This window comes from Streptomyces sp. NBC_00203 (genome assembly GCF_045206325.1).
In the GTDB taxonomy this organism is placed as follows: Bacteria; Actinomycetota; Actinomycetes; order Streptomycetales; family Streptomycetaceae; genus Streptomyces; species Streptomyces lutosisoli.
The window spans coordinates 5,272,722-5,297,752 of the sequence record NZ_CP108126.1; the positions used below are offsets into that span (position 1 = coordinate 5,272,722).

24 protein-coding genes are annotated in these 25,031 nt (G+C 67.9%); 12 read left to right on the top strand and 12 right to left on the bottom strand.

Going from position 1 to position 25,031, the window contains the following annotated elements; translation table 11 throughout:
• The 5 genes from OG975_RS23670 to OG975_RS23690 all read left to right on the top strand — a co-directional run bounded on the left by OG975_RS23670 (position 1) and on the right by OG975_RS23690 (position 3,754).
• Positions 1–381, top strand: a complete 381-nt coding sequence (locus tag OG975_RS23670) for a phage holin family protein (protein ID WP_327430047.1) — start codon at positions 1–3, stop codon at positions 379–381.
• Between the two features lie 7 nt (positions 382–388).
• Positions 389–880 (top strand): low molecular weight protein-tyrosine-phosphatase, encoded by a 492-nt coding sequence (locus OG975_RS23675; RefSeq protein ID WP_406331347.1) that lies wholly within the window; start codon positions 389–391, stop codon positions 878–880.
• Positions 877–2,049: a cystathionine gamma-lyase gene (locus tag OG975_RS23680; RefSeq protein WP_406331348.1), complete on the top strand. Its 1,173-nt coding sequence runs from the start codon at positions 877–879 to the stop codon at positions 2,047–2,049. The genes OG975_RS23675 and OG975_RS23680 overlap by 4 nt, the downstream gene beginning before the upstream one ends.
• A gap of 249 nt (positions 2,050–2,298) precedes the next feature.
• Positions 2,299–3,204 carry a LysR family transcriptional regulator gene (locus OG975_RS23685; RefSeq protein WP_406331350.1) on the top strand — a complete coding sequence of 302 codons (906 nt, stop codon included), beginning with the start codon at positions 2,299–2,301 and terminating at the stop codon, positions 3,202–3,204.
• A gap of 67 nt (positions 3,205–3,271) precedes the next feature.
• Positions 3,272–3,754, top strand: a complete 483-nt coding sequence (locus tag OG975_RS23690) for an NUDIX hydrolase (RefSeq protein ID WP_327430051.1) — start codon at positions 3,272–3,274, stop codon at positions 3,752–3,754.
• Between the two features lie 34 nt (positions 3,755–3,788).
• Here OG975_RS23690 and OG975_RS23695 read toward each other — a convergent pair whose 3' ends face one another.
• Positions 3,789–5,411, bottom strand: a complete 1,623-nt coding sequence (locus tag OG975_RS23695) for a globin domain-containing protein (protein ID WP_406331351.1) — start codon at positions 5,409–5,411, stop codon at positions 3,789–3,791.
• 399 nt (positions 5,412–5,810) lie between these two features.
• Positions 5,811–6,443, bottom strand: coding sequence for an HAD family hydrolase (locus tag OG975_RS23700; RefSeq protein ID WP_406331352.1), 633 nt, complete (start codon positions 6,441–6,443; stop codon positions 5,811–5,813).
• A gap of 208 nt (positions 6,444–6,651) precedes the next feature.
• Here OG975_RS23700 and OG975_RS23705 point away from each other — a divergent pair, with 208 nt between their 5' ends.
• Positions 6,652–7,518, top strand: a complete 867-nt coding sequence (locus OG975_RS23705; RefSeq protein WP_406331353.1) for a GNAT family N-acetyltransferase — start codon at positions 6,652–6,654, stop codon at positions 7,516–7,518.
• 130 nt (positions 7,519–7,648) lie between these two features.
• On the opposite strand, the gene OG975_RS23710 is transcribed toward OG975_RS23705, so the two are convergent.
• Together OG975_RS23710 and OG975_RS23715 are read right to left on the bottom strand one after the other, a co-directional pair.
• On the bottom strand, positions 7,649–8,068 hold the full coding sequence (locus OG975_RS23710; RefSeq protein ID WP_406331354.1) for a heme-binding protein: 420 nt from the start codon (positions 8,066–8,068) through the stop codon (positions 7,649–7,651).
• 122 nt (positions 8,069–8,190) lie between these two features.
• A complete protein-coding gene (locus OG975_RS23715) occupies positions 8,191–9,399 on the bottom strand; it encodes an MFS transporter (protein WP_406331355.1) in 1,209 nt (402 codons plus the stop codon).
• A 144-nt stretch (positions 9,400–9,543) separates the two neighbouring features.
• On the opposite strand from OG975_RS23715, the gene OG975_RS23720 reads away from it, so the two are divergent.
• Both OG975_RS23720 and OG975_RS23725 read left to right on the top strand, forming a co-directional pair.
• Complete coding sequence (locus OG975_RS23720) at positions 9,544–10,002, top strand: MarR family winged helix-turn-helix transcriptional regulator (RefSeq protein ID WP_406331356.1); 459 nt, start codon at positions 9,544–9,546, stop codon at positions 10,000–10,002.
• A gap of 39 nt (positions 10,003–10,041) precedes the next feature.
• Positions 10,042–10,494, top strand: coding sequence for a GNAT family N-acetyltransferase (locus OG975_RS23725; RefSeq protein WP_406331357.1), 453 nt, complete (start codon positions 10,042–10,044; stop codon positions 10,492–10,494).
• 85 nt (positions 10,495–10,579) lie between these two features.
• On the opposite strand, the gene OG975_RS23730 is transcribed toward OG975_RS23725, so the two are convergent.
• Both OG975_RS23730 and dnaB read right to left on the bottom strand, forming a co-directional pair.
• On the bottom strand, positions 10,580–11,965 hold the full coding sequence (locus tag OG975_RS23730) for a serine hydrolase domain-containing protein (RefSeq protein WP_406331358.1): 1,386 nt from the start codon (positions 11,963–11,965) through the stop codon (positions 10,580–10,582).
• A gap of 76 nt (positions 11,966–12,041) precedes the next feature.
• The gene (dnaB, locus tag OG975_RS23735) at positions 12,042–13,517 is read right to left on the bottom strand and encodes a replicative DNA helicase (RefSeq protein WP_330305789.1); all 1,476 of its coding nucleotides are present in this window, start codon (positions 13,515–13,517) and stop codon (positions 12,042–12,044) included.
• Between the two features lie 450 nt (positions 13,518–13,967).
• On the opposite strand from dnaB, the gene OG975_RS23740 reads away from it, so the two are divergent.
• Positions 13,968–15,314, top strand: coding sequence for an MATE family efflux transporter (locus OG975_RS23740; protein ID WP_406331359.1), 1,347 nt, complete (start codon positions 13,968–13,970; stop codon positions 15,312–15,314).
• 192 nt (positions 15,315–15,506) lie between these two features.
• Here OG975_RS23740 and rplI read toward each other — a convergent pair whose 3' ends face one another.
• The 4 genes from rplI to rpsF form a co-directional block, all read right to left on the bottom strand.
• Positions 15,507–15,953, bottom strand: coding sequence for a 50S ribosomal protein L9 (gene rplI / locus OG975_RS23745; RefSeq protein ID WP_189187153.1), 447 nt, complete (start codon positions 15,951–15,953; stop codon positions 15,507–15,509).
• Positions 15,954–15,971: 18 nt separating this feature from the next.
• Positions 15,972–16,208 (bottom strand): 30S ribosomal protein S18, encoded by a 237-nt coding sequence (gene rpsR, locus OG975_RS23750; RefSeq protein WP_003949403.1) that lies wholly within the window; start codon positions 16,206–16,208, stop codon positions 15,972–15,974.
• Between the two features lie 57 nt (positions 16,209–16,265).
• Positions 16,266–16,865 (bottom strand): single-stranded DNA-binding protein, encoded by a 600-nt coding sequence (locus tag OG975_RS23755; protein ID WP_406331361.1) that lies wholly within the window; start codon positions 16,863–16,865, stop codon positions 16,266–16,268.
• Positions 16,866–16,940: 75 nt separating this feature from the next.
• Positions 16,941–17,231 (bottom strand): 30S ribosomal protein S6, encoded by a 291-nt coding sequence (rpsF, locus tag OG975_RS23760; RefSeq protein ID WP_005482942.1) that lies wholly within the window; start codon positions 17,229–17,231, stop codon positions 16,941–16,943.
• Between the two features lie 288 nt (positions 17,232–17,519).
• On the opposite strand from rpsF, the gene OG975_RS23765 reads away from it, so the two are divergent.
• The 3 genes from OG975_RS23765 (at position 17,520) to OG975_RS23775 (ending at position 20,300) form a co-directional block, all read left to right on the top strand.
• Complete coding sequence (locus OG975_RS23765; protein ID WP_406331362.1) at positions 17,520–17,831, top strand: hypothetical protein; 312 nt, start codon at positions 17,520–17,522, stop codon at positions 17,829–17,831.
• Positions 17,832–17,994: 163 nt separating this feature from the next.
• Positions 17,995–19,116, top strand: a complete 1,122-nt coding sequence (gene femX, locus OG975_RS23770; RefSeq protein WP_327430064.1) for a peptidoglycan bridge formation glycyltransferase FemX — start codon at positions 17,995–17,997, stop codon at positions 19,114–19,116.
• A gap of 152 nt (positions 19,117–19,268) precedes the next feature.
• A complete protein-coding gene (locus tag OG975_RS23775) occupies positions 19,269–20,300 on the top strand; it encodes an alanine racemase (RefSeq protein WP_327430065.1) in 1,032 nt (343 codons plus the stop codon).
• A 92-nt stretch (positions 20,301–20,392) separates the two neighbouring features.
• Here OG975_RS23775 and OG975_RS23780 read toward each other — a convergent pair whose 3' ends face one another.
• Positions 20,393–21,898: a glycosyltransferase family 87 protein gene (locus OG975_RS23780; protein ID WP_406331363.1), complete on the bottom strand. Its 1,506-nt coding sequence runs from the start codon at positions 21,896–21,898 to the stop codon at positions 20,393–20,395.
• A 118-nt stretch (positions 21,899–22,016) separates the two neighbouring features.
• The gene (locus tag OG975_RS23785; RefSeq protein ID WP_406331364.1) at positions 22,017–24,725 is read right to left on the bottom strand and encodes a transglycosylase domain-containing protein; all 2,709 of its coding nucleotides are present in this window, start codon (positions 24,723–24,725) and stop codon (positions 22,017–22,019) included.
• Positions 24,726–25,031: the final 306 nt, after the last annotated feature.

Sequence of the window (25,031 nt, forward strand, 5' to 3'; positions counted from 1 at the left end):
ATGAAGAATTTCGTAGTCAAGACGCTCGCCAACGCGGGGGCCCTGGCCGTCGCCGTCTGGATACTCGACAAGATCACCCTGACGGGCGGCAGCACCGGAAAGAAGATCGGCACGCTGCTGCTCGTCGCGCTGGTCTTCGGCCTGGTCAACTTCCTGGTCAAGCCGATCGTGCAGGTGCTGACGTTCCCGCTCTTCATCCTCACGCTCGGCCTGATCACCCTTGTGGTCAACGCCCTGATGCTGCTGCTCACCTCATGGCTGGCCGACAAGCTCGACCTGAGTTTCCACGTCGAGGGCTTCTGGACCGCCGTCGTCGGAGGCCTGATCATCTCCATCGTGTCCTGGGCGCTCAACGTCGTGCTGCCCGACGGCAAGGACTGAGCGCCCGATGCCCTATCGCGTCTGCTTCGTCTGCACCGGCAACATCTGCCGCTCCCCGATGGCCGAGTCCGTCTTCCGCGCCCGCATAGAAGAGGCCGGGCTCGACGGCCTCGTCGAGGTCGACAGCGCGGGCACGGGCGGCTGGCACGAAGGCGACGGCGCCGACTCGCGCACCGTCGCCGTGCTGGAGGCGGGCGGCTACGAGAGCGGCCACGCGGCCCGGCAGTTCCAGGCCTCGTGGTTCTCCCGCCTCGACCTCGTCATCGCCCTCGACTCCGGCCACCTCAAGGCCCTGCGCCGCCTCGCGCCCACTGCCGAGGACGCGGACAAGGTCAAGCTGCTGCGGTCGTACGACCCCGCCGCGGGCGACGATCTGGACGTTCCCGATCCGTATTACGGACATATAGATGGCTTCGCGGAGTGTCTTGAGATGGTGGAAGCGGCGAGCCCCGGACTGCTCGCCGCGGTACAGGAGCGAGTGGAGGGACAGGCGGCATGACGTCAGGAGATTCCGTCACGGCCAGCGGTGACGGCACGCGCGCGGCAGGGCAGGGCGACGGCACGCGCGCGGTGCGGGCCGGCCTGCCCGAACCCGTCAAGTACGAGCCGACGCTCCCGGGCCCGGCCTTCGCTGCGCACTACCACCTGCCCGGCGAGCCCACCGGCCCGTACACCTACGGCCGTGACGAGAACCCGACGTGGACGCTCCTGGAGCGCGCCATCGGCGAGTTGGAGGCCCCCGGACAGGACGGCGTCGAAACGCTCGCCTTCCCTTCCGGCATGGCCGCCATCTCGGCGGTGCTCTTCTCCCAGCTGCGCGCCGGCGACGTCGTGGTCCTGCCCGACGACGGCTATCAGGTACTGCCGCTGGTGCGCGAACAACTGACCGCGTACGGCATCGAAGTGCGCACCGCCCCGACCGGCGGCGACGCCCAGCTGGAGATCCTCGACGGCGCGAAGCTGCTGTGGATCGAGACGCCGTCGAACCCGGGCCTCGACGTGTGCGACGTACGACGGCTCGTCGCGGCGGCTCACGCGCAGGGCACCCTCGTCGCCGTCGACAACACCCTGGCGACCCCGCTCGGGCAGCGTCCGCTGGAGCTGGGCGCCGACTTCTCCGTGGCCAGCGGCACCAAGATGCTCACCGGGCACGGCGACCTTCTCCTGGGATACGTCACCGTCCGCGACGCCGCTCTGATGGCTCCCGTACGGCGCTGGCGGAAGATCGTCGGCGCGATCCCCGGCCCCATGGAGGCCTGGCTCGCGCACCGCTCGCTGGCCACACTCCAGCTGCGCGCCGACCGGCAGACCTCCAATGCCCTGGCGATCGCCGAGGCGCTGCGGGAGCGGCCTGAGGTGACCGGGCTGCGCTACCCGGGGCTGCCCGACGACCCCTCGCACAAGATCGCTTCGCAGCAGATGCGGCGCTTCGGGTGCGTGGTGTCCTTCACGCTGCCCACGCGCGCGCGTGCCGATCGTTTCCTCGACGCGCTGCGGCTGGTGGACGAAGCGACGAGCTTCGGCGGCGTGCGGTCCACGGCCGAGCGGCGCGGCCGGTGGGGCGGGGACGCGGTGCCGGAAGGCTTCATCCGCTTCTCGGCCGGCGCCGAGGATCCCGAGGACCTGGTGGCGGACGTTCTGCGGGCACTCGGAGAATCCGCGGAGTGAACCCTTCCTGAGCGACCGGTGAGTACGCTGCTGCGCACCTCCGGGCCGCGGGTTTAGTACCTCGCTACGTACAACGGACGGTCCGAGCCTCCCCCCTCGTGGCTCGGACCGTCCCGGTTCTGCGCGCGAAGAACCGCGCGAACAAGGCTAGTTGACTCTGTGTCAGTGTCCAATCACAGTAGCGACAGAGACCTATCGACTTATTTATAGTTAGGACTCGCGCGGGGGTGCTGGGAGGGGAGGGGCACCATGGATTTGGCCTTGCTGCGCACATTTGTGACTGTGCACCGGGCCGGTTCCTTCACCCGCGCCGCCGCGCTGCTCGGACTCTCGCAGCCGGCCGTCACCTCGCAGATCCGCACACTGGAGCGGCAGTTGGGGCGGCCCCTGTTTCTGCGCCAGGCCCGCGGGGTGACTCCGACGACCATCGGCGACGAACTCGCCCACAAGGCCGCACCGCATCTCGACGCCCTGGTGGAGATCGCCGAGACCGGCCTCGACGAGGACTCCTCATTACGCACCCTGCATCTCGCCGGGCCGCCGGAGTTCACCGCGGAAAGGGCGCTGCCCGCGCTCACAGAGCTGACGGGCGATGACGGCCAGGGCTTCGCGCTGCGCGCCTCCTTCGGGAACGCCGAGGAGACGCTGGAGGGGCTCGCTGCCGGACATCATGATCTGGCCATTACGACGGCCCGTCCGCGCGGTGCGCTGCTCACCGCGACTCCGCTCTGCGACGAGGAGCACGTCCTGGTCGCCGCCCCGCGCTGGGCCGCCTGCGTCGGCCCCGGCAAGCTGCGCCGCAAGGGCGCCTACGCCCTGGAGAACTTCCCCGTCGTCGAGGTGCACGAGTCGCTGCCGCTCGTCGCCCGCTACTGGGCCTCGGTCTTCGACTCCCGCCCGGCCGCCGCGGGCACCGTCGTCGTCCCCGATCTGCGCGCGGTCCTCGCCTGCGCCACCGCGGGCGCCGGCATCGCCGTACTGCCCCGGTATCTCTGCGCCGCCGCACTGGAGCGCGGCGACGTCGTGGCACTCCTCGACCCGGCGGTGCCTCCGTTGCGTACGTACTTTCTGGTGGTCCGCACCGGAACGCTGGCGATGCCGCACATCGCGCGGGCGCATGAGTGGCTGCTGAGGGCGGCGGTCGACTGGACCTGAGGGCCCTCCTGAAGGTCTCAGGGCTCCACGATGTTTCACGTGGAACCAGCCGGGCCACATTTCTCCCATGACCGTCCGACCCGTGGTCAAGCGCACCGCCCGCGCCATCCTGCTCGATGGCGACGATCTGATTCTCATCAAACGCACCAAGCCCGGCGTCGATCCCTACTGGCTCACACCGGGTGGCGGGGTCGAACCGGAGGACACGACTGTCGTCGACGCGCTCCACCGTGAGGTGCATGAAGAGCTCGGCGCCAAGATCACCGATGTGGTGCCCTGCTTCGTCGACACCGTCGAGCACATCGGCGACGACGGCGGCGCGACCGGCGTGAAGGTGCAGCACTTCTTCGTCTGCCGTCTGGAGTCCATGGATCCGGCCCAGCGCCACGGCCCCGAGATCGACGAGCCGTGCGGCGAGTACGAAATCGTCCGTGTGCCCTTCACCCGCGTCGGGATCGCCTCCGTCCACCTCGTACCGCTGTCCCTGCGGCACTACCTCGACGGGAACATCGAGGGCGTGCGGGCGATGCACGCGCCTGACCTGGGCTGACGTACGGCGCGGGGAGGGCCCTACGGGGCCTTGGTCAGTCCCCGGCCGCGACGAGTTCCTCCACGGAGTCGTGGCGTATGCGATCCGACGGGATACCAATGTCCCGCAGCGCGTCCACACCGCTGCGGATCATTCCGGGGGGACCCGAGAGATACGCGTCGTACTCGTTCCACGGCCCGTACTCGCGTACGACGTCCGGCAGCTGGAGATGAGCCTGCTGGTCGACGACCGGGCGCACCGCGAGCCAGGGGTGGCTCTGCTGGAGGCGCAGCATCGTGTCGATGTCGTACAGGTCGTGATCGGTGCGGGCACCGTAGAAGACCTCGACCGGGCGGCGCTCTCCGTGCTCGGCGACATCCTCGACCAGGGCCTTGATGGGCGCTATGCCGGTGCCTCCGCCCAGGCAGAGCAGTCCGCTGTCGGTGGCGTGGTCCACGGTCATCGAGCCGGCCGGCGGGCCGAGCCGGATGATGTCGCCGGGCCGGGCGCGGTGCACCAGCGCGTTGGACACCCAGCCCGCCGGAACCGCCTTCACATGGAACGCCAGCAGTCCGTCGGAGCGGGGCGCCGAGGCGAACGAGTAGTGCCGCCAGATCCGCGGCCACCACGGCGTCTCCAGGCTTGTGTACTGCCCGGCGAGGAAGGGGTACGGCTGGTCGGGGCGAACCGTGACGACGGCGACGTCCGGGGTCCTGAGATCGTGCGAGACCACCTCGGCGTACCACCAGGCCGGGGCACGCAGTTCGTCCACGGCCGCCGCGTCGATCATGACCTGGGAGATCGTCGTGTACGCACGCACCCAGGCCGCCTCCATCTCGGGCTCCCAGATCGCCGAGGCGAACCGGCTGAGCGAACCGATGAGGCACTCGCCGACAGCCGGGTAGTGCTCGGGCCGGGTGCCGTACTTGCGGTGTCCACGGCCGAGGTTCTGCAGATACGCGACGAGGACCTCGGTGTTGTCGATGTGCTCGGCGGCGGTCAACAGCGCCTTGAGCAGCCGGTCCCGCTGGGTGTCCATCGCGGCGGGGAACAGCGAGCGCAGTTCCGGGTGACGCACAAAGAGCAGCGCGTAGAAGTACGAGGTGACCTTGTCGGCGACGGGGCCGACCTCGGCCATGGTCCGGCGGATCAGCACGGCGTCGAGGGACGCCTTCGGAGCGGGGGCCGCCTCGGGGGCGGGCCTTTGGGCGGGCACACGCGGCTCCGGACCGGGATCAGGCTGTGGAGCGCCGTGTCCGGGCTGCGCGGGGCCCGACTGCGGTCGTACGGCTTCGTGGGCGTTGTGAGCGCCATGGGCGCCGTGGGCGGACTCCGGCTCAGGGAGCCGCGCCTCGGGCTGTGACGGCTGATGGGGGCGCATCTCAGTCGGTGCTGCCTCATCCGGCGCGGGTGGCGCTTGCACGGCCGAGGATATTCGTTCCTGCGCCGGCGTTTCCCGCGCCGACGTTCCCTGTCCAGGTGTTCCCTGTCCCGCGGCGGGCCTGCCGACCGGGCGCATCGCGGCCAGTCGACGACCGTCGGCTGCTCCCTGTGCCCCGCCGGACGGCGCCGGCTCCTTGCGCGGCGTGAACCAGCCGCCCCCTCCGTTGCCGCCGGAAGTGCCGTTGTCGGCCGACGTGGTGGTCGGAGCGTCCATGGTGTGCCTCGCCTCGAACATCTTTCGGTCGGTCTGCGCACTTCCGTGGTCGGAAGATGCCTGCTTTCCCCCGCAGACGGCTTGCTTTCTTTCCCAGTTCAGTCCCCGTCGGCCAATGCGGCCACATTGAACCCGGATTCCCGCTCTGTACGGACAAGTAAGGCGAGAATGTGACATTGGCCGCAGTACCCTCACCGCAGCATCCCACCCCGAGTCAACGCCCGGCCGCATAACGGAAAATGCGGGTCTTCGATCTCTCCGTCCCGTTAGGCTGCATTGGCCTGCGTTCGCGCCCCCACGAGACGTGCGTACATCTCGGTGGACGCGAACCGGACTCGACCATACCGGCAGCCGCTCCATACACAAGTCCCCGCTTCCGCCACCATGAATTGGCGGGGGCCGATGCATCAATTGCCTCAATTAGCGGGCGCGACGGACCAATTCATAGGCATCCCACAGATCCCGTCCCACGTAGGAGTGGGTGGCGAGGCCCGCCAGATGGCGATCCGCATTGACCGCGACGGATACCGGCACGGCACCGAACAGGTCCCTGTCCGACAATGAGTCGCCATAGGCGACGCAGTCAGCCCGGCCCACCCCGAACTCTTCACAGAGCCGGTCCGCGATCTGCACCTTGGCCGCGCTGCTGAGAATCCCCGCCAGGTCGACCGGCTCGGTGAACGGCACGGCGGGAAACCGTGAGCCGTATGCCGCGTGCGCTCCCCACGCCGTCAGCCGTTCCACGAAGAAGGAGGGCGAGAGCGAGACGACGGCGCAGTAGTCACCGTTCCCCCGGATCTCCGCCCAGACATCCTCGATGCCGGACAGCCAGGGCGCTCCCTCGAAAGCCGCCGTCACATGCGCCTCGGTGAGCTCCGTCCACAGGGCATGCACCTGTGTCGCGTACTCCGGAGGGCCTATGCGCCCCTCGGAGATCGCCTGATCGAGTGCCACGGTCTCGGCTTCCCGTCCAAGCTGCCGCGAGATCTCCACCGGTGCGGTGCTCCCGTGCAGCAACGTTCCGTCGAGATCGAAGAGATGAAGTCGTGCCATGTCGGCCGAGGCTAGCGGTGTGAGCTGTCCCTCCACCGGCAGGCCCAGCTATTGATCCGTTCGCTGGCGAGCCGAGCTGTTGATCGCGCCGTTTCACGTGAAACATCTGTCCGCGCGCTGTGCGGTTGTGCACGACATGGCCAAAAGCGCGTACGTGTGCCCGCAAACGAGTGGACGTCAGGGCTCGGTGTCAGACAGCCTGACCTGCGTGTCGACACCATCCCTCGCCGCTCTGCCCATCCGTCGTCTGACGCCTCGCGATCTCACCGCCTGCGCCGACTTGTCCGAGGACCGGGGCTGGCCCCGCGAGGAACACAAGTGGGGTCTTCTCCTCGCGGCGGGAACCGGTTACGGCATCGATGACCCCGAAGGCGGCCTCGTCACCGCCTGCGTCGTGACCGAGTACGGACCGCGGGAGCGCCCTGATCTAGGTGCGATCGGCATGGTGCTCGTCGCCGAGAGGCATGCCCGCCAGGGCGTCGGCCGTCGACTGATGCGGCATGTGGTCGCAGAGATGGGCACCACCCCGCTGACCCTGCATGCGACGGCGTACGGCCGCCCGCTCTACGAGGAACTGGGTTTCAAGGTCACCGGCCGGGCCGAGATGGTCCGTGGACACTTCGTCCCCGGCGGGCCGGAACCCAAGGTCTTCACGCGCCCGGCCGCGGCCGGGGACCTCACCGCCATCCTCCGCCTCGACGAGGAGATCTTCGGGTCCGATCGCACCCATATGATCACGCGGCTGCCCGCCTTCTCCGACCAGCTACGCGTCGCCGAGGAGAACGGCCGGATCATCGGGTACGCATCCGCCTGGCCCAATATGAACAACCATGTCGTGGGTCCACTGATCGCCCGCGACACGGAGACCGCGAAGGCACTCATCGCCTCGCTGGCCGCCGACACCGATCGCCCTCTGCGCACCGACATCGACGTACGGCACGAAGATTTGTTGTCGTGGCTGAAGGAGCGCGGACTGGCGTCCATCAGCTTCAACTCGGTCATGACGTACGGGATCTCGGAGCTGCCTGGGGACTGGACGCGACGCTTCGCTCCACTGACGGTGGCGGCAGCTTAGGGCCCTTCTTTCGGACCAGACTGGCTTCGGGGCGCGGCACCGAGAAACCCAAGAGGAGGTGCCGGTCCCCCTAGGACACTGGAGGGACCGACACCTCTCTAATCACGTACGACTTCTGTGCTCACGTACGTCAGGAGAGCGACTCGACGGCTGCGACGGCAAAGCCGTGGTCCTGATCCGGCATGCCGCCACCGACCCCGATCGCGCCGATCAGGCGGCCGTCGCGGTGGACCGGTACGCCGCCCGCGATGAACAGCAGGGGCCGGTCGAGCGCGGTGGGCAGGGTGTGGAAGAGGCCGCCGGGCTGGACCGCGTCGACGAGGTCGGCGGTGGCGGAGTCCAGCTGCAGCGCGGTGTAGGCCTTGCGCGTGCTCGTCTCACCTGAGGTCAGCACGGCCTGGTCGTCGCGCCGGAAAGCGAGCAGATGACCGCCCGCGTCGAGGATGGTGACGCTGACTCTGACTCCGGCGGCTTCGGCGGCGCGGCGGGCCGCGGTGACGAGGACTTCGGCGTCCTCGATGGTCAGCGGGACGACGGCGGTGGTGCTCATGAGGGGTGTCTCCTTGTGGGGGCGTGCTGAGTCGAGTGCGGGTGGTGTTGGATCGAGCGCAGGTGATGCTGGGTCGAGTCGGTGCGGGGACGGCCCTGGCCTCACACCTGGCTCGACGCCGGTCAGTGGTGGACGGCGGTTCGCTGTTCGGCAGGCGCGCCGCCGGCGACGACGGCGCTCGGGGCGTCCGTGCGGCGTTCCAGGGCGGCCGAGAGGACGGCGAGGACGAGCGCGCTCGCTGCGAGGACCGCACCGACCCAGTTGGGGGCGGTGTAGCCCATACCCGCGGCGATGACGATGCCGCCGATCCAGGCCGAGAGGGCGTTGCCGAGGTTGAAGGCGCCGATGTTCACGGCTGAGGCCAGGGTGGGGGCGCCGTGCGCCTGGTCGAGGACGCGCTTCTGCAGCGGCGGCACGGTTGCGAAGCCCAGAGCGCCGATCAGGGCGATGGTGACAGCCGCGAGGATCTTGTTGTGCGCGGTGACGGTGAACAGGGCCAGCACGACCGCGAGGCCGCCCAGGGAGACGTACAGCATCGGCATCAGTGCGCGGTCGGCGAACTTGCCGCCGATGAGGTTCCCGCCGACCATGCCGAGGCCGAAGAGGACCAGCAGCCAAGTGACGGAGCCGTCGGCGAAGCCCGCGACATGGGTCATCATCGGAGCGATGTAGGTGATGGCCGCGAAGACTCCGCCGAAGCCGAGCACGGTCATCGCCATGGCCAGCAGCACCTGGACGTTCTTGAAGGCGGCCAGTTCGTGACGCAGCCGCACGCCTTCGGGCTTCGGCATTTCGGGGACCAGCTTGGCGATGCCCAGCAGCCCGATCACGCCGAGCGCTGCGACACCGGCGAAGGTGACACGCCAGCCCACGGACTGCCCGATCAGCGTCCCCAGGGGAACGCCGACGACATTGGCGATGGTGAGCCCGCTGAACATCATCGCGATCGCGCCGGCCTTCTTCTCGGGCGCGACCAGCTCGGCGGCGACCACGGAGCCGATGCCGAAGAAGGCGCCGTGGGCGAGCGAGGCGACCACGCGGCCCGCCAGCATCAGCCCGAAGACCGGGGCGACGGCGGAGAGCAGATTGCCGAGCACGAACAGCCCCATGAGCAGCATCAGCATCCGCTTGCGGGACATCTTCGTACCGAGCGCGGTCATGATCGGGGCTCCGATCACCACGCCGAGGGCATAGCCGGTCACCAGCAGTCCGGCGGTGGGGATGGAGACACCGAAGTCACCGGCGACCTCGGGCAGCACACCCATGATCACGAACTCGGTGGTTCCAATTCCGAAGGCCCCGATCGCGAGGGCCAGAAGCGCGAGAGGCATGGTGGGGTAACACCTTCCCAGAAGATTGCAGGAGCGCTTTACGTGCGTTCACAATAGTTGCAGACGCGGGCTACATGCAACAGCGGACTATTGCGCTCGTGCTCTATCCTGGGTTTCAGCCGCTCCGGGACGGAGGAAAACGCCATGACAGCCACGGACCCCGCGCTCACCGCCCTCGCTCAGGGCTGGTGTGCTCTCTCCCTGCTGCACGGGAGGATCGAGGCCCACATCGAGCGGGCCCTACAGACCCATCACGGCCTGAGCGTGCGGGAGTACTCCCTGCTCGATGTGCTCAGCCGGCAGCACGACGGCACAGGCGGCCATCTGCAGATGAAGCAAGTCGCGGACGCGGTCGTCCTCAGTCAGAGCGCGACCACACGGCTCGTCACCCGGCTCGAGGACCGCGGGCTGCTCTCCCGCTATCTGTGCCCGACCGACCGTCGCGGCATCTACACGAACGTCAGCGAGACGGGCCTCAAGCTGCTCGAAGAGGCGCGCCCCACCAACGACGCCGCCCTGCGCGAGGCGCTCGACACAGCGGCCAAGAACCCGGAGCTGGCCCCCCTGGTCCGAGTCGTGGAGTCGGCGAGCGTGCCCGCCTGAACCGAGCGCTCCCCGAATATGTCCTCATAGGGTGCGGTCATGGGAGATCTTGAAATACGAGCGGCTGTCGCCGCCGACGTGCCCGCCATCGTCGCGATGCTCGCGGACGACCCACTGGGAGCCCAACGCGAGTCCCCGGACGACCTGACCCCCTATCTGGGCGCCCTGGAGCGCCTGTGCAGCGACCCGAACCAGCACCTGGTCGTCGCCGTACGCGAGAGCCGGGTCGTCGGCACCCTTCAGCTCACGGTGATTCCCGGACTGTCCCGCAAGGGAGCGACTCGCGCCATCGTCGAAGGTGTACGCGTCCACGCCGACGAGCGCGGCAGCGGCCTCGGCACCCAGCTCATCGAATGGGCGATCGACGAATCCCGGCGCCAGAACTGCCAGCTGGTCCAGCTGACCTCCGACGTCACTCGCCCCGATGCCCACCGCTTCTACGAGCGGCTCGGCTTCACGGCCTCCCATGTGGGCTTCAAACTGCCGCTCTGAGGCGTATTACCTACGTCTGGCAAGCGCCCGCACGCGGAGAGGCGGCCTGTTTCACGTGAAACAGGCCGCCTCTCCATGGCACCGCCTACTTGATCCCTCGCCAGCCCTCGGGATCCACCCCACCGGGCACAGGAGCCCCCTCCTCGTACGGCTGACGCGTGAAGACGAACGACCCGAGGTCCAGATGGCTCACCGAGCCGTCCGGGCGTCGTACGGCCCGCAGCAGCTCCCCCGCGTAGTAGCCGTCGAGCCCCGTCCAGGTCCCGTCGGCGTTCGCCCTGAAGCGGGCGCCCCGACCGACACCGGACAGCGGCTCAAAGCCGACCTCTCCGTCAGCCGACAACCGCAACCCGAAAGCGTAGGTCCCCCAGTACCACTGCCCCACCAACTCCAGCACGGCACTGTCCACTTCGGAGATCGGTCGCCAGGGCTCAGGAATCCTCGGTTCGGCCTGCGCGACGATCCGTACGAGATCGACGGCGACGGTCAACGCGGACGGGCCTGAGGTGCAGTTGGACAACACGACCGCCGCCACGTCTTCCTCTGCATCGATCATCAGGCCGGCGATGAAGCCCGGCAGGGACCCGGAGTGCCCGACGAGTGTCCGGCCGTCGCGGTGCACGAACTGCAGGCCCAGGCCGTACCCGGAGCCTGCGGCCAGCTCCGCGGTCTCGGGCGGCGCGGAGGGCGTACGCATCTCCCGTACGGATGCCGCGCTCAGCACCCGGTCGTCGCCCCGGGCAAGGAAGACGGCGAAGCGCGCCAAATCCCCGGTGGTGGACCACAGTTGTCCGGCTGAAGCCATGCGGCCGAGGTCCTGCGCGGGCTCGGGCATCATCACGTCAGCCCAGGGGTGGACCGCCCAGCCGCCGGCGTGCGGTGCCTGCGGTCGACCGCTCGTACGGTGCAGGCCCAGCGGTTCGAGTACCTCGCGCCGCAGCACCTCCTCCCAAGGAGCGCCCCGCAACTCCTCGACCAAGGCGCCCAACAGCGCGTAGCCGGGGTTCGAGTAGTGGTGCCGGCGCCCGGTCGGATGCCGGAAGGGCTGCTCGCCCAGCACGTCGGCCAGCTCAGGGCGCAGCGAGCCAGGCGTACGCTCCCACCAGGGCGCGGGCGACTCGGCGGCCAACCCACCTGTGTGCGCGAGCAGTTCGGCGATGGTGACCTCCCCCGCGCCGGTGCCCGGCAGATGCTTCTCCAGCGGGTCGCCGAGGTCCAGAACGCCCTCGTCACGCAACCTCAGTACGAGTACGGCCGTGAAGGTCTTGGTGATCGAGCCGATCCGATATTGCACGTTCTCGTCGGGGCCGTGCCCGTCCACCGAGGTCCGTGCCCCGTTCCACACCGTCTCCCCGCCCCGGACGACCGCCGCGACCAGCGATGGTGCCCGCCCTTCGGCCTGTGCAACGGCGATACGGTGCAGCAGGGCCCGACGTGTGGCGGGAAGCAGATCTTCGTGAGGTGTCGTCATGCCCACAGTCCACCCGGCCGGTCACCGGACGTCGAGTGCATTTCTCCGGCGCCGCGATACTCCGAGGGGTGTGGCATCAGGTCTGCGCCATGTCCACGAAGCGCGAGTAGTGGCCCTGGAAGGCCACCGTGATCGTGGCCGTCGGGCCGTTACGGTGCTTGCCGACGATGATGTCCGCCTCGCCCGCGCGCGGTGACTCCTTCTCGTACGCGTCCTCGCGGTGCAGCAGGATCACCATGTCCGCGTCCTGCTCGATCGATCCGGATTCACGCAGGTCGGAGACCATGGGCTTCTTGTCCGTGCGCTGCTCGGGACCACGGTTGAGCTGCGACAGCGCGATCACCGGCAGCTCCAGCTCCTTGGCCAGCAGCTTCAGGTTTCGCGACATGTCGGAGACTTCCTGCTGGCGGCTCTCGGAGCGCTTGCCGCCCGACTGCATCAGCTGGAGATAGTCGATGACGACGAGCTTCAGGTCGGCGCGCTGCTTGAGGCGGCGGCACTTGGCGCGGATCTCCATCATCGACAGGTTCGGGGAGTCGTCGATGTAGAGCGGGGCGGCCGAGACGTCGGGCATGCGGCGCGCGAGCCGGGTCCAGTCCTCGTCGGTCATCGTGCCGGACCGCATGTGGTGCAGGGCCACGCGCGCTTCGGCCGACAGCAGTCGCATCGCGATCTCGTTGCGGCCCATTTCGAGCGAGAAGATCACGCTGGGCATGTTGTGCTTGATCGAGCAGGCCCGGGCGAAGTCCAGGGCCAGCGTCGACTTACCCATGGCGGGGCGTGCCGCGATGATGATCATCTGGCCCGGGTGCAAGCCGTTGGTGAGCGAGTCGAGGTCGGTGAAGCCGGTTGGCACACCGGTCATCTCCCCCGACCGCGAACCGATCGCCTCGATCTCGTCGAGCGCGCCCTCCATGATGTCGCCGAGCGGCAGATAGTCCTCGGTGGTGCGCTGCTCGGTGACCGCGTAGATCTCGGCCTGGGCGCTGTTGACGATCTCGTCGACGTCGCCGTCGGCCGCGTATCCCATCTGTGTGATGCGCGTACCCGCCTCGACCAGGCGGCGCAGGACCGCCCGCTCGTGCACGATCTCCGCGTAGTACTCGGCGTTCGCCGCGGTCGGGACCGTCTGCACCAGGGTGTGGAGATACGGTGCGCCGCCGACCTTGGTGATCTCACCGCGTTTGGTGAGCTCGGCGGCGACCGTGATGGGGTCGGCCGGCTCGCCCTTCGCATACAGGTCGAGGATCGCGCCGTAGATGGTCTCGTGCGCCGGCCGGTAGAAGTCGTGGCCCTTGAGGACCTCGACAACATCGGCGATGGCGTCCTTGGACAGAAGCATGCCGCCGAGGACGGACTGCTCGGCGTCCAGGTCCTGGGGCGGCACACGCTCGAAGGACGAACCTCCGCCCTCCCACGAGCCGCTGTCCCGGTCGCGGTCGTGCTGCTCGTCACGGCCGCGGCCGCCGTTGCCGCGCTGGCGGGAAGCGGGCAGACGATCACTGGGACCGCTGTCGGCCCAGGGGTCGTCCAAGGGCTCGGAAATACTCACCGAGCCACCTCCTCCCGTCCGCCGAGCGGACCTAACCGTGCCCTTCATTTCTACGGCACGGCACTGACAACTGAGTTGCCCAACTCCGGTTCTGACGCGTCGGTTTTGCCAGGTTTCCGAGGACGGAGGAGAGAGCGGGCGCCGCACCACGGTAGGCCCGCGGGCACCGTCAGCCAATCTGGTTATCCACAGGCCATGTGGACGACGGCCCGGATGCTGTGGAGAACCCCACAAAACCTGTGCACGACCCGGTGGACAGCCTTGTGAACAAGCCCTCAGCCCCTTCGATCAACCCGCTCTGACCTGCACCTTTCCCGTCCACCGGCTGTGCAGAAGAAAAACTTTCCCGGTCGGACCAAGATCGCGTCAAACGGTGCACCACGACGCAGCCCATGAGACAGTAAGTAAGGGGTCTTTTGGCATTGCATCTCTTACCTGTGGAAGATTAGATTGGTGCTCATGACACAGGCTCCCGCGGCGTCAAGGACCGCCCGTCGCCGGCACGACCGAGAGATCGTCGCGCTGGCCGTTCCGGCCTTCGGCGCACTCGTCGCCGAGCCTCTCTTCGTCATGGCCGACAGCGCCATCGTCGGCCATCTCGGCACCGCACAACTGGCGGGCCTGGGCGTCGCCTCGGCCCTCCTCATGACGGCCGTCGGTGTCTTCGTCTTCCTCGCCTACGCCACCACGGCCGCCGTCGCCCGCCGTGTCGGCGCGGGTGATCTGCGGGCCGCGATCCGTCAGGGCATGGACGGCATCTGGCTCGCCCTGCTGATCGGCGCGGCCGTCATAGGCGTCCTTCTGCCTACGGCACCTGCCCTGATGGAACTCTTCGGCGCCTCTGACACCGCCGCACCGTATGCGACCACCTATCTGCGGATCTCGGCGCTCGGCATCCCGGCCATGCTCGTCGTGCTCGCCGCCACCGGTGTCCTGCGCGGACTGCAGGACACAAAGACCCCGCTGTATGTCGCCGTCGGGGGCTTCGTCGCCAACGCCGCGCTCAACGTAGGCCTCGTCTACGGTGCGGGTCTGGGCATCGCAGGATCCGCCTGGGGCACCGTCATCGCCCAGTTCGGCATGGCCGCCGTCTATCTGTACGTCGTCATCCGCGGAGCCCGGAGGCACAGTGCCTCATTGCGGCCGGATGCCACCGGGATACGGGCCTGCGCCCAGGCCGGTGCGCCCCTGCTCGTACGCACCCTGTCGCTGCGAGCGATTCTCATGATCGCCACGGCGGTCGCCGCCCGGCTCGGGGACGCCGAGATGGCCGCGCACCAGATCATCCTGTCGCTGTGGAGCCTGCTCGCCTTCGCGCTCGACGCGATCGCCATAGCAGGACAGGCCATCATCGGGCGCTATCTCGGTGCGGGCGACGCCCAAGGCGCCCGCGAGGCCTGCCGCCGCATGGTGCAGTGGGGCATCGCCACCGGGGTCGTACTCGGTTTTCTGGTCATGGCCGCTCGCCCCCTCTTCCTTCCGCTGTTCAGCAGTGATTCGACCGTGCAAGACGCTGCGCTGCCCGCCCTGCTGATGGTGGCCGTATCCCAGCCGATCTGCGGCATCGTCTTCGTGCTGGACGGAGTCCTGATGGGCGCGGGGGACGGCCCCTACCTGGCGTGGGCCATGCTGCTCACCCTGGCGGTCTTCGCTCCCGTCGCGCTGCTCGTCCCCACACTCGGCGGCGGGCTCACCGCACTCTGGGGAGCAATGACGCTGATGATGGCGATGCGGATGCTGACCCTGTGGCTGCGTTCTCGCTCGGGGCGCTGGATCGTCACAGGCGCGACGCGCTGACCGTTTCACGTGAAACGGGAGACGCAAGACCAGGCACCAGGCACCAGGGTTTCACGTGAAACGAAGCACCGCTGTCGCCTCCGCCCCCCGAGCACCGGCATCCGCGGGAAAGGCGGCCGCACACTAGCGGCACGCAGAAGGGCCGCACCCCGTGGGGTGCGGCCCTTCTCTCAGCTATGCCGAGCGCTGCACTCAGGCAGCGACAACCTCGATGTTGACCTTGGCGGCAACCTCGGGGTGCAGACGCACGGACGTCTCGTGGGCGCCCAGGGTCTTGATGGGCGCGCCCAGCTCGATGCGGCGCTTGTCGACCTCGGGGCCACCGGAAGCCTTGATCGCCGAGGCGATGTCGGCCGGGGTGACGGAGCCGAAGAGACGACCGGCGTCGCCGGAGCGAACGGCCAGACGGACCTTCACGCCCTCGAGGCGGGCCTTGATCTCGTTGGCCTGCTCGATGGTCGCGATCTCGTGGATCTTGCGAGCACGACGAATCTGCTCGACGTCCTTCTCGCCGCCCTTGGTCCAGCGGATCGCAAAGTTCCGCGGGATCAGGTAGTTGCGAGCGTAACCGTCCTTGACGTCAACGACGTCGCCCGCGGCACCGAGGCCGGAGACCTCGTGGGTGAGGATGATCTTCATGTTTCGGTCACCCTTCCCTTATCGCGCGGTGGAGGTGTAGGGCAGCAGCGCCATCTCACGGCTGTTCTTCACGGCCGTGGCGACGTCACGCTGGTGCTGCGTGCAGTTGCCGGTCACGCGGCGGGCACGGATCTTGCCGCGGTCGGAAATGAACTTCCGCAGCATGTTCGTGTCCTTGTAGTCCACGTACGTGACCTTGTCCTTGCAGAAAGCGCAGACCTTCTTCTTAGGCTTGCGCACAGGCGGCTTCGCCATGGTGTTTCTCCTGTGTGATCAAGAAGTGGGGGTACGGCCCACCCTCGGCCCGGGGGCCTAGAAGGGGGGCTCGTCCGAGTAGCCGCCGCCGGAGCCGCCGGAGCCGCCGGAGTTTCCACCCCAGCCGCCGCCACCGCCGCCGCCTTGGTTGCCACCGGCAGGAGCGCTGGTCGCCCAGGGGTCTTCGGCGGGAGCGCCGCCACCCTGCTGCTGACCGCCGCCGGAGCCTCCGCCCCAGCCGCCGCCCTGCTGGCCGCCGCCACCGCCGCCGTAACCGCCCTGGCCACCTCGACCGGTGGTCTTGGTGACCTTGGCCGTGGCGCTCTTCAGGCTGGCGCCGACTTCCTCGACGTCCAGCTCGTAGACCGTGCGCTTGACGCCCTCACGGTCCTCGTAGGACCGCTGCTTCAGCCGGCCCTGCACGATGACGCGCATGCCTCGCTGAAGCGATTCGGCGACGTTCTCCGCCGCCTGACGCCAGACCGAGCAGGTCAGGAACAGGCTCTCGCCGTCCTTCCACTCATTGGTCTGACGGTCGAAGGTGCGGGGGGTGGACGCGACACGGAACTTCGCGACCGCCGCACCGGAAGGGGTGAAGCGCAGCTCGGGGTCGTCGACAAGATTGCCGACGACCGTGATGACGGTCTCGCCTGCCATGGGGGAACCTCTCGGCGGGTTTGCTGCTGGCTGCTTAGTGCTGCTACTCGATGCCCGAGATCAGCTGAGCGGAGCTCAGTGGGTCTCGGGACGGAGGACCTTGGTCCGGAGGACCGACTCGTTCAGGTTCATCTGGCGGTCGAGCTCCTTGACGACCGCAGGCTCGGCCTGCAGGTCGATGACCGAGTAGATGCCCTCGGGCTTCTTCTTGATCTCGTACGAGAGACGACGACGGCCCCAGGTGTCGACCTTCTCGACCTTTCCGTTGCCCTCACGGACGACGGAGAGGAAGTTCTCGATCAGGGGGGCGACAGCGCGCTCCTCCAGATCGGGGTCGAGGATGACCATCACCTCGTAGTGACGCATGTGGAACCCACCTCCTTTGGACTCAACGGCCACGGTCGTTCCGTGGCAGGAGGGTTGTGATGCGTACGCAACGGTATCGGCCGCCACTGACAATCGGGCTCCCCGATCGGTGAACCGAGCGGCAATCCCTGTCGTGACCTGGCCATGAGCCTGGGCAGACACCGGTGCAGAGGGTACAGAGTACCCGCACACCGGCTTCCGGTTGAAATCCGACCGGGTTGACCGTCAATCTGTACACATCGGGTGTGTATGGCGCTACGATGCGCCGCCTTCCGCAGGAGGTGCCCTATGGCACAGGTATTGCGACCCAACACCACCGGCTCACTCTTCGCCACGGACGGCAAGCCGCATCCGCTCCAGGACACCTTGCTCGCGGTGACCCTGGTGTGCGGGATCACGGCCTTCGTCTCGTCGATGTTCGACAGTCTGCATCTGCTCAGTTCCTGGGCCGGCCTCGTCGGGATCCTCACCGGCGCCTACGGGCAGTTCATCTCCGAGACGACACGAGAGCGCTTCGGGCTGATTCTGGGGCTCGGCTTCTCGGCCGTCGGTTTCTACATCGGCCTAGCCCACGGCGGCCTCTTCGGCGGTGTGTTCTGAGTCGAACGTCCGTTTTCCCCTGACCCGGGGACGCTTCACGCTCCGTCCCCGGGGTCCAGGTTCCATACGGCCAGACGGGGCGCTCGCAGGGCGCAGTAGGCTTCGGCGCGAGAGCCGGAGCCCCTGTACCCATGGGGACACACCAGCCCGAGGAGCGCCCCGAATGAGCCTGACCCTGAGGACCATCAGCCGAGAGCAGCATCTGGCATACATCCAGAGTCTGCCCTCGGCGAGCCACATGCAGGTCCCGGCCTGGGCAGATGTCAAGGCGGAGTGGCGCTCCGAGAACCTCGGCTGGTTCGACGACAGGACCGGCGAGATGGTCGGCGCGGGCCTGGTGCTGTACCGCCAGCTGCCCAAGATCAAGCGCTATCTCGCTTATCTGCCCGAGGGTCCGGTCATCAACTGGTACGCGCCGAACCTCGACGACTGGCTGCAGCCGATGCTCGCGCACCTCAAGCAGCAGGGCGCCTTCTCCGTGAAGATGGGCCCTCCGGTGATCATCCGGCGCTGGGAGGCCGCGTCCATCAAGGGCGGCATCCAGAACCCGGACGTGAAGCGCCTGCGCGACATCGAGGCGGACTTCATCGAGCCGCGCGCCTTCGAGGTGGCCGACAAGCTGCGCCGCATGGGCTGGCAGCAGGGCGAGGACGGCGGCGCCGGCTTCGGCGACGTCCAGCCCCGCTACGTCTTCCAGGTGCCGCTGGCCAACCGCTCCCTGGAAGAGGTCCACAAGAACTTCAACCAGCTGTGGCGCCGCAACATCAAGAAGGCCGAGAAAGAGGGCGTCGAGGTCGTCCAGGGCGGCTACCAGGACCTGGAGGAGTGGCAGCGGCTGTACGAGATCACCGCGATCCGCGACCACTTCCGGCCCCGCCCGCTGTCGTACTTCCAGCGCATGTGGACGGCCCTCAACACCGAGGACCCCAACCGGATGCGGCTCTACTTCGCCCGGCGGGGCGGCGTGAACCTGTCCGCCGCCACGATGCTGGTCGTCGGCGGGCACGTCTGGTACTCGTACGGCGCATCGGACAACATCGGACGTGAGTTCCGGCCCTCGAACGCGATGCAGTGGCGCATGCTGCGCGACTCGTACGCCCTGGGTGCGACGGTCTATGACCTGCGCGGCATCTCCGACTCGCTGGACGAGACCGACCACCTCTTCGGACTGATCCAGTTCAAGGTGGGCACGGGCGGGCAGGCAGCCGAGTACCTCGGCGAGTGGGACTTCCCGCTGAACAAGCTGCTCCACAAGGCGCTCGACATCTACATGTCGCGCCGCTGAACCAGACCGAAAACAACCCCCCACCGCATCCCACACCGCATGCTGAGCCATTGATCCGGCCCGGCATCGCCACGTCGGCCCCGCGGATCCGCCACAATTTCCTTTCATACCTCTGATACACCGCAGCCACGAGAAAGGTTCCGGGACCGGCCATGGCGCTCACGCTCTACGTCGACACCGCGCGCTGGCGGGCACACCACAAGCAGGTGTCCGAGCAGTTCCCGGGTCTTGTCCCCGTCTGCAAGGGCAACGGCTACGGCTTCGGCCACGAACGGCTCGCGGACGAGGCCACCCGCCTCGGCTCCGACGTCCTCGCCGTCGGCACCACGTACGAGGCCGCCCGGATCAAGGACTGGTTCGGCGGCGATCTGCTGGTCCTGACGCCGTTCAGGCGGGGCGAGGAGCCCGTACCGCTGCCCGACCGTGTCATCCGCTCGGTGTCGTCCATCGACGGCGTGTACGGCCTCGTGGGCGCCCGTGTCGTCATCGAGGTGATGTCCTCGATGAAGCGGCACGGTGTCAGCGAGCAAGACCTGCCGCATCTGCACTCCGCCATAGAGAACGTCCGGCTGGAGGGCTTCGCGATCCACCTGCCGCTGGACCGCACCGACGGCTCGGACGCCGTCGAGGAGGTCATCGGCTGGATGGACCGCCTTCGCGCGGCCCGTCTGCCGCTGCACACGATGTTCGTCAGCCACCTCAAGGCCGCGGAACTCGCGCGGCTGCAGCAGCAGTTCCCGCAGACCCACTTCCGCGCGCGTATCGGCACGCGGCTGTGGCTGGGGGACCACGAGGCGACCGAGTACCGCGGGGCCGTCCTGGACGTCACGCGTGTGTCCAAGGGCGACCGCTTCGGCTACCGGCAGCAGAAGGTGGCCTCGGACGGCTGGCTCGTCGTCGTGGCGGGCGGTACGTCGCACGGAGTGGGTCTGGAGGCCCCGAAGGCCCTGCACGGCGTCATGCCGCGCGCCAAGGGCGTCGCCCGTGCCGGCCTCGCGACGGTCAACCGGAACCTTTCGCCGTTCGTGTGGGCGGGCAAGCAGCGCTGGTTCGCGGAGCCCCCGCACATGCAGGTCTCGATCCTCTTCGTACCCTCGGACGCCACGGAGCCGAAGGTCGGCGACGAGCTGGTGGCCCACCTGCGGCACACCACCACGCAGTTCGACCGCATCGTCGAACGCTGACCCTCTGGCTTCGACCCGCTCGGAGACAGCCGAAAGGCCGTACACGGACACCGTGTACGGCCTTTTGCGTGGCTTCCCTACGCTCTGTTCGCTCAGGGCGAACGGTCTCCGGCTGCTCCACTCCGGCTGCCCCATTCCACCTGCGGCCCGTCGAAGTGCGCCGCGTGCCGCGGTGGATGGGCCGCGGCACCGAGTACGAAGACGTCCTCCGCACCGTCCAGGACACCGCCCGACGGGTCGTCGTCACCAGCTCGGCGCACCATGTCGCGCTCCGGCATGAAGATGTCGCGTACGACTACCGCGCACAGGTACAGCGTCCCCAACAGGTGGACAGCGATGGCGATTTGGTACCCGTCGGTCGGCAGTCCCTTGTGAGCTTCCCCGCTGGTCGTGTACGCGAGGTACATCCAGATCCCCAGGAAGTACGCGACCTCGCACGCCTGCCAGATCAGGAAGTCCCGCCAGCGCGGCCGGGCCAGCGCGGCGAGGGGGACCAGCCACAGCACGTACTGGGGCGAGTAGACCTTGTTGGTGAGGATGAAGGCCGCGACGATCAGGAAGGCGAGCTGGGCGAAGCGGGGGCGGCGCGGTGCGGTGAGCGTCAGGGCGGTCAGGCCCGCGCAGAGGAGCAGCATCATGATCAGCGCCCACGTGTTCGCGGTGTCGGCGGTGATCGCGATCTTCAGCCAGTTCGAGATGAACAGGAAGACCGACCCGAAGTCCACCCCGCGGTCGTGGCTGAAGCTGTAGAACTTCGCCCACCCTTCCGGCGCCAGGTACATCACCGGAAGGTTCACAGCGAGCCAGGCCCCGACGGCGCCGAGCAGCGCGGTCCCGAACTCGCGCCACTTGCCGGCCCGCCAGCACAGCAGGAAGAGCGGTCCCATCACCAGGAACGGATAGAACTTGGCGGCCGTGGCGAGCCCGATCAACACGCCGAACGCCAGAGCGCGCCCCCGCGACCACATGAGCATCGCAGCGGCCAGCAGGGCCACAGCGAGGAGATCCCAGTTGATGGTGGCCGTGAGCGCGAAGGCGGGCGCGAGGGCGACCAGGAGGCCGTCCCAGGGGCGTCGACGGTGGGTGCGCGCGGTGCATACGGCGATGACCGCCGCGCACACCATCAGCATCCCGGCGTTGACCATCCAGTAGGTCTGCTCCTGGACCTGGATGCTCCCGCTGCCCGGGGTGAGCCAGGCCGCCACCTCCATGAAGACACCGGTCAGCACCGGGTACTCGAGGTAGTCCATGTCGCCGGGGATCTTGTCGAAGTACGGCACAAGACCGTCGGCGAAGCCGCGCCCCTGGTAGAGGTGCGGGATGTCCGAGTAGCACGCGTGCGTGTACTGCGAGCTGGCGCCGAAGAACCAGGCACTGTCGTAGCAGGGCAGCTTCTGCACCATGCCGAGGGCGAACATCCCGATCGCGATGAGCGCGACAACCCGCACAGGCGTCCACCAGGACGTCCCGAGCAGGGCCCGTCGCCCGATGGGGCCGCCGATCAGCTCACTGCCGCTCGCGGCGACCTCGTCCTCCTTGGTCGGCCGTACCAGCTCTGGCTCGTGCACGCTCACTCGCGTCGTCTCTGCACTGGGCATGCCGCACATCCTGCCGTACGCGCCTAGGAATACGCCGAGGGCCGCCGCACCTGATCGGTGCGGCGGCCCTCGTTTCACGTGAAACGGTGTGTTTCACGTGAAACACACGCGGAGACGGCTATCCGCTCGATCCTCCGAAGATTCCACCATTGCCGTTGCCCCTGGTGGTACTGGTGGTGGTTTCCGTTGGGGTGGCGGTCACCCCTCCGTCCGTACTACCGGTGCTCGTGCCACCCGTGCTGGTGCCACCCGTGTCGCTACAGCTCCAGCCGAAGTTCCCGCAGGTCTCGCTCGTCGAGGGCGAAGGAGACGTCACGGACTCACTGGGCGTCGGAGTCGGCGTCGCACTCTCCGTCGCGCTCGCGGTGGGCGAGGGGGTCGCGCTCGGGCTCGGGGTGTCATTGAGGACCTTGCCGATGTCCGTGGGCGTCGGGAAGTCCACCGCCTTCTCACCCTTGAGCGCCTGCTCCATGTAGTCGCGCCAGATTTGGGACGGGAACGAGGCACCGTGAATCGTCTTCTCGCCGCCCGTGCCGTACATCTGCAGGAACTCGCGATTCTTGCTGGTCTCGTCGTCGTCCATGCGGTACATGCCGATCGCCGTCGACAGCTGAGGGGTGTACCCGACGAACCAGGCGGACTTGTTGCCGTCGGTGGTACCGGTCTTACCGGCCACTTCACGACCGGTCAGCTGGGCGTTGGTACCGGTTCCCTTCTCGACCACGGTCTTCAGGACGTCGGTGACGTTGTCGGCGACCTCCGCGGTGAACGCCTCCTTGGGCTTGGCGACTTCCCTGTGGCGGAAGACCGTGCCGTCCTTGCTGGTGATCTCCTTGACCGAGTACGGATCGTTCTGCTTGCCGCTGGCGGCGAAGGTGGCGTACGCACCAGCCATACGGATCGCGCTCGGAGAGGACGTGCCCAGCGAGAAGGACGGATAGTTGGCGCTGGCAAGGCTCGACTGCAGGATGCCGGCATCCAGGACGGCCTCCTTGACCTTGTCCAGGCCGACATCCATACCCAACTGGACATATGCAGAGTTAACGGACTCGCGCATCGCCTCACGCAGGTCGATCTTGTAGCTGGGCGGGTTGTACGACTGCTGGCCGTCGTTCTTCTGCCGCCACTCGTTGCCGTTCTTGTCCGTCCAGATAGTCCCGTCGTAGTCCTCGATCTTGAGCTTGTTCTTACCGCTGTACAGGCTCTTCGGGGACACGATGGTGCGCTCGTCCTGCGCCTGGACCGGATCGCCGTCGGGGTTCCTGACACCCCACGACATGGCGGCGGCCAGCACAAAGGGCTTGAACGTCGAACCCACCTGGGCGCCGGTCTGGTCGGCGTTGTTGGTGAAGTGCTTGGTCGCGTCCTCACCGCCGTATATGGCCTCGATCGCGCCGGTGGCCGGGTTGACGGAGGCCCCGCCGAACTGAACGTACTTGTCCGTCTTCGGGCGCAGCTTGGGCTTGATGTTCGCCTTGCGGACCTTGTCCACGGCCTTGGTGAGCGCGTCGACCTTCTTCTTGTCGAAGGTCGTGTGGATCGAGTAGCCGCCCTGCTGAAGCTCGCTCGCGGTGATCTTGGTGTTGTTGATGATGTAGCCCTTGGCGAGATCGACGAGATAGCCGATCTGGCCGCTGAGCTGGGTGTTCGACCGCGGGTTCTGCCACTTGGGGAGTTCCTTGTACGTGGCCCGCTTCGCGGCGCTCAGGTGGCCGTACTCGACCTCCTTGTCCAGGGTGTCCTTCCACTGGATCGTGGCCCGCTTCGTATTGGCCTTGGCTGTTGCAGCCGTGTCGACCTCCGTCGCACCCGCCGGGTCGTAGTACGTGGCGCCCTTGAGCATCGCCGCCAGGAAGGCGCACTCGCTCGGGTTCAGTTTGATGGCGTCCTTGTTGAAGTACGCGCGCGCGCCCGCCTGGATACCGTAGGCCCCGCGACCGAAGTACGCGGAGTTCAGGTAGCCGGCCATGATGTCTTCCTTCTTGACCGTGGCGCCGACCTTTATCGCTACGAAGAGCTCCTTGAACTTCCGCGAGATCGTCTGCGACTGGTCGTCCAGCATCGCGTTCTTCACGTACTGCTGGGTGATGGTCGAGCCGCCCTGCGTCTGACCGCCCTTGGCCATGTTGTAGAAAGCGCGGGCGATGCCCTTCGGGTCGATGCCGCTGTCGTTCTCGAAGGTCTTGTTCTCCTGCGAGATGACGGCGTACCGCATCGCTTCGGGGATCTGGTCGTAGTTGATGATCTGGCGGTTGGTCTCACCACCGGTGGCGACCATCTCGCTGCCGTCGGCCCAGTAGTAGACGTTGTTCTGCGCGGTGGCGGTGTCGGCGACCTTCGGGACCGAGACCATCGCGTACGCGATACCGGCCACAGCGACCAGGCTGCCGCAGAAGCCGATGAACAGCCCCGTCACCAGCTTCCAGGACGGAACCCAGCGCCCCACGCCGTACTTGCCCGCGCGCGGATAGTCGATGATCCGCTTCTTGGCGGGCGGCCCGGAACGGCCTCGGCCGCGCCCGGGCCCGTTCGGACCCTCGGGGCCGCCACGCCGGCCGCCACCGCCTCCGGGGCCGCCGCGTCCCGCGCCGTCGGCCGATCTGCGCCGGCCGCCGCTACTACTACTGCCTCTCTGTGCCGCCCGTCGGGCCTCGGCACGGCCACCGTACGGGCGCTCTTCACCCCCCGAGCCATAGGAGTCGGAAGGAGACTCGGTGGCGCCACGCGGTGCCGCGCGGCGGCCTTCGGGCGGGCCGGGCTGGCCGCGTCGGGCCGCGGCACGACCGCCGCCCTGCGGCTGCGGCGTTTTGCGACGGTGCTCGCTCATCGAACGATTACTCCTCGGGCAGGCGCACCCGCGCGCGCCTGGAAACGGCAGCTGGTTTCCGGTCCCCCCGAAGTACGGATGCGGTCGTTTGCGCATTCACCCGTACTGCACCGAGGACGATGACGCCCCCAGGCGTCACTTGGTTCCCGGTGGTGTGCATGCCGCACAGACTACGCACCGTCAAAACCCACCTAGCTCCGAAGTTCACCCCAAATCAGGCAACTTGCTTCGTATGAATCGGTGATGTGACGCCGTTCACCGTGACCCCACTTGTCGCATCCGCATGACCGTTCTATCGTGCTGATG